General features: G+C 68.7%; 10 protein-coding genes. 2 read left to right on the forward strand and 8 right to left on the reverse strand.

The annotated features are described in order from the left end of the window. The 4 genes from QRT08_RS18345 to QRT08_RS18360 form a co-directional block, all read right to left on the reverse strand. Positions 1-198: GTP-binding protein (locus tag QRT08_RS18345; RefSeq protein ID WP_286047439.1), on the reverse strand; the 198-nt coding region annotated here is incomplete at its 3' end. A 130-nt stretch (positions 199-328) separates the two neighbouring features. Beyond that, a complete protein-coding gene (locus QRT08_RS18350) occupies positions 329-1,426 on the reverse strand; it encodes a YihY/virulence factor BrkB family protein (RefSeq protein ID WP_286047440.1) in 1,098 nt (365 codons plus the stop codon). An 89-nt stretch (positions 1,427-1,515) separates the two neighbouring features. Beyond that, complete coding sequence (locus tag QRT08_RS18355) at positions 1,516-2,460, reverse strand: homoserine dehydrogenase (RefSeq protein ID WP_286047441.1); 945 nt, start codon at positions 2,458-2,460, stop codon at positions 1,516-1,518. After that, complete coding sequence (locus tag QRT08_RS18360; protein ID WP_286047442.1) at positions 2,457-2,975, reverse strand: amino acid-binding protein; 519 nt, start codon at positions 2,973-2,975, stop codon at positions 2,457-2,459. The genes QRT08_RS18355 and QRT08_RS18360 overlap by 4 nt, the downstream gene beginning before the upstream one ends. Positions 2,976-3,267: 292 nt before the next feature. Between QRT08_RS18360 and QRT08_RS18365 the strand changes: the two genes are divergently transcribed. Next, on the forward strand, positions 3,268-3,801 hold the full coding sequence (locus QRT08_RS18365; protein WP_286047443.1) for an Ntn hydrolase family protein: 534 nt from the start codon (positions 3,268-3,270) through the stop codon (positions 3,799-3,801). Between the two features lie 48 nt (positions 3,802-3,849). Here the strand turns inward: QRT08_RS18365 and QRT08_RS18370 are convergent, their stop codons facing one another. The 4 genes from QRT08_RS18370 to QRT08_RS18385 all read right to left on the reverse strand — a co-directional run bounded on the left by QRT08_RS18370 (position 3,850) and on the right by QRT08_RS18385 (position 7,322). Then, complete coding sequence (locus QRT08_RS18370; protein WP_286047444.1) at positions 3,850-4,659, reverse strand: class I SAM-dependent methyltransferase; 810 nt, start codon at positions 4,657-4,659, stop codon at positions 3,850-3,852. After that, on the reverse strand, positions 4,656-5,669 hold the full coding sequence (locus QRT08_RS18375) for a zinc-dependent alcohol dehydrogenase (RefSeq protein WP_286047445.1): 1,014 nt from the start codon (positions 5,667-5,669) through the stop codon (positions 4,656-4,658). Before QRT08_RS18375 ends, QRT08_RS18370 begins: the two co-directional genes overlap by 4 nt. 67 nt (positions 5,670-5,736) lie before the next feature. Continuing rightward, a complete protein-coding gene (locus tag QRT08_RS18380) occupies positions 5,737-6,519 on the reverse strand; it encodes a CDP-alcohol phosphatidyltransferase family protein (RefSeq protein WP_286047446.1) in 783 nt (260 codons plus the stop codon). Then, positions 6,516-7,322: an FkbM family methyltransferase gene (locus tag QRT08_RS18385; protein WP_286047447.1), complete on the reverse strand. Its 807-nt coding sequence runs from the start codon at positions 7,320-7,322 to the stop codon at positions 6,516-6,518. The genes QRT08_RS18380 and QRT08_RS18385 overlap by 4 nt, the downstream gene beginning before the upstream one ends. Positions 7,323-7,470: 148 nt before the next feature. On the opposite strand from QRT08_RS18385, the gene sufB reads away from it, so the two are divergent. After that, positions 7,471-8,537: Fe-S cluster assembly protein SufB (gene sufB, locus QRT08_RS18390; RefSeq protein ID WP_286047448.1), on the forward strand; the 1,067-nt coding region annotated here is incomplete at its 3' end.

Genomic DNA, 8,537 nt, shown 5'->3' on the forward strand with positions numbered 1-8,537 from the left:
TCGCTCCTCGGCGAGGTTGTCCATGACGTAGGCGAACTCGAAGCCGCCCTTGCCCTTCTCCTCTGCCTCCTCGCGGTGCTGTTCGATGACGTGCTCCGGGACGCTCCCGGTCTCGTAGAGCAGTCGCCCGACGAGCGTGCTCTTGCCGTGGTCGACGTGGCCGATGATGGCCAGGTTCTGGTGTGGTTTGTCGCTCATGGATGTCTCACGCGCGATGGCGCTTATACAGGGGTTTTTGGCAGTTGCTCATAAAACGATTTCGATACGCTACCCGCCCGAGACGCCCGCCTTCGGGCGATTCCTGCCAACGACCCACACGGCGACGGTGCTACCGCGGACGGTAGCCGAGCGCCCGGAGGACGCCCCGCTTCCAGATCGGCTTCTCGTACCAGCGCAGTCGGTTCAAAAGCAACCGGTTCCGCCGGCGCAACGCCTCGACGTCGTCCTCCCGGCTGCTTCGATCCACGTGATGGTCCTCACGGTCGGATTCGGATCGTTCGCGCGCGATCTCGGCGTGTCGCCGGTCGAGGCGCTTCCGTTCGCGCTGGAGCGCTCGTGCCTCCGCGTGGATCGCCTCTCCGTCCCGAGCGCCGCTCTCCTCATCGGGCGTCACCCCCGCCGAGTCAGAGGTTCGTCCCACGATGACGGCGTTGACGACCGCCCCGAGCAACAGGACGAGTCCGCTGAAATACAGCCACGTCAACAACAGGAGGATCGCGCCGATGACGTCCGAACCGCTCGTCGATCCCCCGCCGGCGTACTCGATGTAGACCTGAAACAACGCCTGGAGGATCGTCCAGCCGCCCGCCGCGACGAGGACGCCGGGGACGACCTGTTTCGGGGAGAGCCCCTCGACGTCGGGAAAGCGATGGTACATCGGATAGAAGACGATCGTCAGCCCGATCACCAACAACAGCGGGTTGAGCAGCCCGATGAAGGGGATCTCCTGGAAGACCGCGAAGGCCGTCGTGGCGACGACGGCGCCGATGACCGCCCCGGCGATGGTGGCGAGGACGACGAGGCCGTCGACGAGCTGGTCGAGAAACGAGTTGTCCGCTACGGTGTCGTAGATCTCGGAGAACGCGGTGTCGAGTCCCCGGAAGATCTTGAGCGTCCCCCAGATCAGCGTCACGGCCCCGATGACGCCCGCGCCGCCGGCGGAACTGCCGGCCTCGCCCGCGATGTAGCCGTCGAGCAGGCTCTGGGCGGCCGGCGGGAGGTACGACTGGGTGTAGCCGGTGACCTCGCTGGCCAGCGACTGGTCGCCGACGACCGCGACGGCCAGAAAGAGCAACGCGAGCAGCGGGATCAGCGAGACGAACGCCTGATACGCGATGCTGCCGGCCATGAACGTGACGTTCTCCTCGCTGACCTCGCGGGCGACCGACCGGACGAACGACTTCGCGTCCCCGAAACTCGGATTCATTGACCGAAACTCAAACACAGAACGCGAATAACCGTCCTGCTTGCGCCGGCCGACCTCGGACTACCCCCGTCGATCGCTCCGTGACCGGTTCACCCGAGGCGGCCGACGTCCGAGAGCACTGCGGTGGCGGTCTCGGGACCGCCCGCGCCGCGCCCGCTGAGGTTCAGCCGCCCGGCGTGTGTCGTCTCGATCTGGACGATGTTTCTGGTGCCCGAGACGGCGAGCGTGCCGTGTTCGGGGATCAGTCTCGGGCCGACGCGCACCCCCTCGCGTGTCGCCTCCCCGATCAGCCTGACGGTGCGGCCGTCCTCGGCCGCGAGTTCGAGCGCGCTGCCGGGGACACCCTCGATCCCCTCGACCTCGGCGTCGGCGAGCGTGAACTCGCCGTTGCCCGAGAGGACGTTCGCCATGATCACACATTTGAGGGCGGCGTCGGTCCCCTGCACGTCGAAGGAGGGGTCCGCCTCCGCGACCCCGAGGTCCTGGGCCTCCGCCAGCACGTGCTCGTAGTCGAGGCCCTCGGCGGCCATCCGCGTGAGGATGAAGTTCGCGGTGCCGTTCAACACCCCTCGGGCCGCGGTGATGTGGTCTGGACCGAAGTCCTCGATGGTCGAGATCGCGGGGATCGCTCCTCCTACTGTCGCCTCGAATCGCACCTCGCCCGCGCTCGCGCGCTCGGCCGCGCGGAGGTCGCTGTAACGCTCGGCGACGGGCCCCTTGTTCGCGAGCACGACGTGGCGGTCGCGTTCGAGCGCGGCGACGGCGTGCGAGAAGCCGGGTTCCGCGTCGCCCAGCGTCGTGGGCGTCGCCTCGACGAGCGCGTCGTACGCCGCGTCGAGCGCCTCGGCGGGATCGGCCGATCCGACCCGGCCCTCGTCGTCTTTCCGAGCGAGGACCGTCGCGGGGTCCAGCCCATCCGGGTCGACCGTGGCGCTTTCGGAATCCGCGATCGCCACCACCGAGTGGCCGTACTCGGCGGCGAGTTCGAGTACCGAGCGTCCGACCGCGCCGGCGCCGACGACGGCGAGTCTCACGCCTCCACCTCCCGTTCGAGTTGGGGTTCGATCACGAGCAGTCCCTTCTCGGCGGCGAGTTCGCGAACCCGCTTGAGGGCCTCCGAGACGCCGTTCGCCTGGGCGGCCAGCCGGAGCCGGGCGCTCGGGCGGTCGTCCTCGGGGGCCGACAGCGAGAAGTCCAGTACGGAGAGGTTCGCACACTCCTCGAACCACCGGAGGGTGTCCGAGAGGTCCGTCTCGATGAGCGGGCCGACGAGCACGACCGAGACCTCCTCGGCGTAGCGCTCCTCGCCGGCCTGGATGACGTTGATACCCGCATCCCGGAGCGCCTCGACGATCCCCGGAAAGCGTTCGGGGGCACACTCGAGGTCGACCTCGACGGGGATCCGCCCTCGTGGGGTGAGGTTGCCCCGCTCGTGGTAGATCGACAGCAGGTTGCCGCCGTTGTCGGCGATCGGGGCCAGTGCGTTCAGCAGTTCGCCCGGCTCGTCCGTGAGTTCGAGCCGGACGGTGTGTGCGCGGGCGTCGCTCACCGACGCCCACCTCCTGAGCGGTACATGCCTCCCCTCGCGCGCCGGCGACTATAAGTGCTTCACACAAAAGCCCTCAGCGTTCCTTGGCAGTCGCGCTTCGCCCTTTTTATGTCCACCAGGGTCGCAACGCAGCCGTCCGATCGGACGGCTGCTCTCGGGGGACCAGCCTTTCCCCGCCCCGCGAACGCGGTCGCCGGATGTGGCGACCGCGTTCGCGCCGGCCACCGCACCCGCTAACGGCGCCCCCCATACCGGACCAACGTTCTTGTGGCGGGGGGCCGTCCTCGCGGGTATGGGAACCGTCGTCGGCGTTCGACTGGGAGACGGCGTCGCGCTCGCGGCCGATACGCGCGCGACCCAGGGGAGTTCGGTCAGGAGCGAGAGCCTCCGGAAGCTCTTCGAGTTCGACGCCGCGGGCGCGGTCGCGGCGGGCGAACCGAGCGCGATCCAGACCTTCGGCCGCAAACTCGACGCCGAGGTGCGCCGCAGGCAGACCGAACAGGGGACGACCATCCGCATCGACCCGCTCGCGCGCCTCGCGAGCGACCTGGCGAGCGAGACCGGCGTCGAGGCGGTCGTCGCCGCCCGCGACGGCGACCTCGTCGCCCACGTGCGCGCCATCGACTCCACGGGCGGCGAACTCGAAGAGGAGGTCGTCGCACAGGGAACCGGCGCGGAGTTCGCGCTCGGCCAGTTGGAGGGAATGGATCGCGGGATCCCAGTCGAAGAAGCCCCCGAGACCCTCGAATCGGTCTTAGAGAGCGTCGCCGAACGCGACACCGAGACGGGCGAGGAGTGTACGGTCTGGACGCTCGGGGACGGCTAGGACCTCCGGAAGTCGACCCTCTCGCGGGACGGCCCGAAACCGGGGAGATTAGACGCGACAGAGGACGTCTAGCTGGTGGGCGACGTAGGTCAACTCCTCGCGATCGACCTGCCCGCGGCGCGTCGTCAGCCAGTCCTCGAACTCGCTTCCGAGATCCTCCGCGAGCGCCCCCTCGATCGTGTCGAGGATGTGTCCGAGGAACTCCCGTTCTTCGTCGCGATAGGGCGGGTAGACCACCCAGTCCGAACTCCCGGCGGCGAGGACCTCCCCATCGGCCTCGGGAACCGCCGAGAGGAGCAGTCGTCCGGTTCGGCTCGACCCCTCGCGGTCCATGTCGCGGTGGTACGCCTCGACGACGCGTCCATCGATCGGGTGGGCGGGGTCGAAGAGCGTCCCGCCGTCGAACGTGATCGGGAAGTACGCGAGGCCGCCCGGGGAGAGCGCGGCGAAAAGGATCGGGAGGGCGCCGTCGAGGTCCACGAGGTCGAGAACCGCCTGTGCGATCAGCAGGTCGTAGTCGCCCTCCAGCGCGTCGAAGGCGTCGCCCGCGACCAGCGAGACGGCGACGCCGTCGCGGCGGAGGCGGTCGCCCTCCTCGACGAACCCCGCTTCGAGGAGGTGCTCGCGGGCGGCGGCGACGTTCTCCGCCCGGCGGTCGATCGCGGTGTACGAGACGTCGCCCGAGAGGACCCCCCAGTCGAGCAGGCGGGAGATGCCGGTGCCGACGCCCGCGCCGATCTCGACGACGTCGAGCGGCCCCTCGGGGAGTTCGCGTTCGAGGTGGTCGAGCACCCGCCGGTCGATCGCCCGGTCGTCGACGGTGCGTTTCGCGTGCAGGTAGCGCTGGAAGTCGGTCATGAGTCGTAGGTCAGCACTGCCCCGATCGCCTCCCCGGGGCGCTCGGCGAGCAGGCGGTAGGCCTCCGGGGCGTCCTCGACCGGGTGGCGGTGGGTGAGAAGCGCCTCGGTGTCGATGTCTCCCAGCCGATCCCACGCCAGTGCGAGCCGTCGGGGCTTGTCCCAGCGCCCGCGCAGGTCGGGTGCGATCGTGCTGACCTGCGTGCTCCGGAGCGCGATCCGGCTTCGGTGAAACCGCCCGCCGAGGTCGAGGTCGACGCGCTTGTTCCCGTACCACGAACCGATCAGTACGCGACCGGCGTAGCCCGTCGCACCGATCGCGGCGTCGAGCGCCGCGGGGTTGCCCGAGAGTTCTATCGAGAGGTCCGCGCCCTCGTGGTGTTCACAGCCGAGCGCCCCGCGGAGGTCCGCGCCGGGTTCGAACGTCCGGTCGGCGCCGAGCGCGAGCGAGCGCTCGCGGCGGAGGCGGTAGCGGTCGACCGTGTAGAGCGCGTCGAGCGGGTGGGCGGCGAGGAACGCGGTCGTGAGCAGGCCGAGGACGCCCTGTCCGAAGACGGCCGCCCGCTCGCCGACGACCGGCGCGGCGTCCATGACGACGTTGAGCGCGGCCTCGACGTTCGGCAGCAGGGTCGCCGCCTCGGCGGAGAGGCCGTCGGGGACGCGCTGGAGGTCGGCCGGAACCGCACGGAAGTGGCTCGCGTGGGGGTGGAAGGCGAACACACGCTCGTCGAGCCAGCCCCCGTCGACGTCGCCGCCGGTCTCGATCACCCGGCCGACGGCGGCGTAGCCGTAGGAGATCGGGTAGGTCAGATCGCCCGAGAGCGACGGGATCGTCTCGTCCGCGGGGAGGTCGTCGGGGGCCTCACCCCGGTAAAGCAGGAGTTCCGTTCCGGGGCTGATTCCCGAGCGCTCGGTCTCGACGAGCACCTCGTCCGGATCGGGTTCGGGCACCGGGAACTCCTCGACGCGGACCTCCTCGGGGGCGTGAAACGAGACCGCCCGCGCGGTCATCGTTCCTCGCGAGCGACGGCCGGCAGTGGTCGAACGCGGGACACGGGGTCGAATAGGGCCGACGCCGTCATTGTTCTTGTGTCGGTTCGGACAGCCGACCGGAGACGTACAGCCAGTCGCGGACGAACCCGGCGACGAACGGGGTGGCGACGAAGACGGCGGCGACGGTCGTGAGCGGCGTGGAGACGACCGGCGAGAGGACGAGGGTCAGAAACGCCATCTGGAGGCCCGCGAGGGGGCGACGACCCCTTCGGGGCGGGAGGTCGAAGACGGGGCGACCGCGGTGGCGACGGAGCCAGCGCCCGAGGACGAACAGGTAGCGCGCGACGCTCACGGAGAGGTACCAGACGGGAAGCTGGCCGTAGGCCACGGCCAGCAGCGGCGCGATCAGGATGCCCAGCGCGTCGAACTCGGTGTCGAGTCGTGCGCCCAGCGTCGTGACGTGATCCGTCAACCGGGCGACCGCCCCGTCGGCGTAGTCCGCGAGTACGGCCGTCCCGTACAGGAGGGCGGGCAGCCAGACGAGCGATTCGGTGGGCCGAGGGAGGAGGAGGAAGCCGGCGAGGAAGGCGATCAGGACGCCACGGGCGAGCGTGAGCAGCGTGCCGGGCCCGAGCGAGGGGAGCAACCGCCCGGCGTCGCGGTTCCGGGGAAGAAAGCGCCAGAACAACGCGAGTACGTAGGCGAGAACCGGGATCGTGAGGAGGAGCCACCGGCGTGCGAGGCCGTCGGCCAGGAGCAGGCGAAGTCCGCCGAACGAGAGCGCGGTCACGACCGCCGCGATCGCCGCGACGACGACCCAGCGAAGGCGGAGTCGTCGGAGCGTCCGACCGGCGTAGGCGTCGCTCATGGGGACTCGGGGACGCAGACCCGGCCGTCCTCGCCGGGAATGATCGCGTACCCTTCCTCGGCGAGCAGGTCCCTGATCCCGGCCGCGGCCTCGCCGCGGTCGTCCGGTTCGCCCTCGCTGCGGGCGTGGGGCTCGACGTAGACGAACGGCCGGTGGGTCGCGAGGACGTCGCGCGCCCCCCGGAGGACGTCGAGGCCGAACCCCTCGACGTCTATCTTGAGGTGGTCCGGCGGCGGAACCTCACCTCCTTCGACGAACGAGTCGAGCGTCCTGATCGGGACGTCCTCGACGCTGACGACGCGCGCCCCCCAGCGCTCGGCGTTGAACCGGTTGAACGAACTCAACTCGTGATACGAGGAGCGATAGAAGGGAAGCGAGCCGTTCTCGGCTCCGAGGCCCACTTCGAGCGATCGGATCCGGTCCTCGAAGTCGCTCGCGGCGACGTTCGCCCGGAGCGTTTTCGCGATTTCGGGATTCGGTTCGATCGCCACCACGGTCGCCGCGGGGTACTCGGCGGCAACCGAGAGCGAGTAAACGCCGGTGTTTGCGCCCACGTCGACGACGCACTCGCCGTCGCGACAGCGGTCCAACAGCGCCGCGAGCAGCCAGTCGTTCCCGTGGCGGTTGTAGAGTTCGTAGCTCCGAAACGATTCGTCGCGCACCCGTTTTTCGGTCGCCACCGCCCGGTAGCGGTAGTTCGCTCCCGCGAGACGGTAGTAGGCGGCGTTCGGAAGCGAACGGCTGGCGAAGAGGGCGCCACGGAGCGCCCGGGCGGCGGCGTCGAGCACGGTGGTCCGGCGCATCGACACCGGAAGAATGGGCCGGAACCGGCTTTGGTGTTTCCCCGCCCACACGACCGGTCCGACCGAGCGACGTAACCCCAATCGGTTTCGAGACGCCGCGAGCGGGCACAGGTTCTTACGCGCTCGCTCCCAACCCCGAGATAGGAAAATGAGCTCGGAAGAACTCACCAAGAACCAGGAGCGCTTCGATCATCGCAACGAGGAGCGGTCCGCATTCCGCTCGGAGAAGGGCCTCACCGAAGAAGTGGTACGGCTCATCAGCGAGGACAAGGACGAACCCGAGTGGATGCTCGACCGCAGACTCAGAGCGCTCGAACACTACCAGAACATGCCGCTCCCGACGGACTGGCCCGGGCAACCCGACCTCACCGAGCTCGACGTCGAGGAGATCATTCCCTACATCCGCCCCGACGTCGAGGCACGCGGCAGCGTCGACTCCTGGGAGGACGTCCCCGACGACATCAAGGACACCTTCGAAAAACTCGGCATCCCCGAGGCCGAACGCGAGTCCCTCTCCGGGGTGGGCGCCCAGTACGAGTCGGAGATCGTCTACCAGAACATGAAAGAACAGTGGGAGGAGAAAGGGGTCGTCTTCATGAACATGGACCAAGCGGTTCAGGACCACCCCGAGATCGTCCGCGAGTACTTCATGACCCGGTGCGTGCCGCCATCTGATAACAAGTTCGCCGCACTCCACGGCGCGGTCTGGTCCGGCGGAAGCTTCGTCTACGTCCCCGAGGACGTCACGGTCGAGATGCCCGTGCAGGCCTATTTCCGGATGAACTCCGAGGGGATGGGCCAGTTCGAACACACCCTCATTGTGGCTGAGGAAGGCTCTGAAGTCCACTACATCGAGGGCTGTAGCGCCCCCAAGTACGGCACGCACAACCTGCACTCCGGTGGCGTCGAGGTGTTCGTCGGCGAGGACGCCCACGTCCAGTACTCGACCGTGCAAAACTGGTCGAAGAACACGTTCAACCTCAACACCAAGCGAGCGATCGCCGAGAAGGGCGGGCGCATGGAGTGGGTTTCGGGCAGTATGGGCTCGAAAGCCACCATGCTCTACCCGTGTACGATCCTGAAGGGGCGCGGCGCGAGCGCGAACCACATCAGTATCGCCTTTGCGGGCGAGGGCCAGGACATCGACACGGGCGCGAAGGTCTACCACAACGCGCCGAACACGAACTCGACGATCGAGTCGAAATCCATCTCGAA

It is taken from the genome of Halalkalicoccus sp. NIPERK01 (assembly GCF_030287405.1).
Lineage (GTDB): Archaea > Halobacteriota > Halobacteria > Halobacteriales > Halalkalicoccaceae > Halalkalicoccus.